The following is a 233-nucleotide window of genomic DNA, read 5'->3' as shown; positions in this document are numbered from 1 at the left end:
TCGACAAAGCTGCCGTAGCTCGCGCCGGTATCGGTAAAGACCACACCGCTGGGCGTATCGGCACTCTCGGTGTCGTTGTCCAGCACATTGCCGGTCGCCGGGGAGGTGGCGTCCTCGCCGATAGCCGCGCTGTCGTCGTCGGCGCTCGGCTCGGTGTCCTCGATACGGATATCCAGCGTGTCTTCGCTGGACTCGCCGGCCACATCGGTGACCTCGAGATCGAAGCGGTCGAG

Annotated in this window: 1 protein-coding gene; it reads right to left on the bottom strand. The window is 65.2% G+C overall.

All coding sequences use genetic code 11. The annotated features are described in order from the left end of the window. Positions 1-233, bottom strand: a 233-nt coding sequence (locus LU493_RS19925; RefSeq protein ID WP_275289521.1) for a hypothetical protein, incomplete at both ends; no start/stop codon positions are given.

This window comes from Halomonas elongata (assembly GCF_029081005.1).
GTDB lineage: Bacteria > Pseudomonadota > Gammaproteobacteria > Pseudomonadales > Halomonadaceae > Halomonas > Halomonas elongata_B.
Note: the sequence above shows the minus strand (reverse complement) of the source record. Positions and strands in the feature narration are given on the sequence as shown.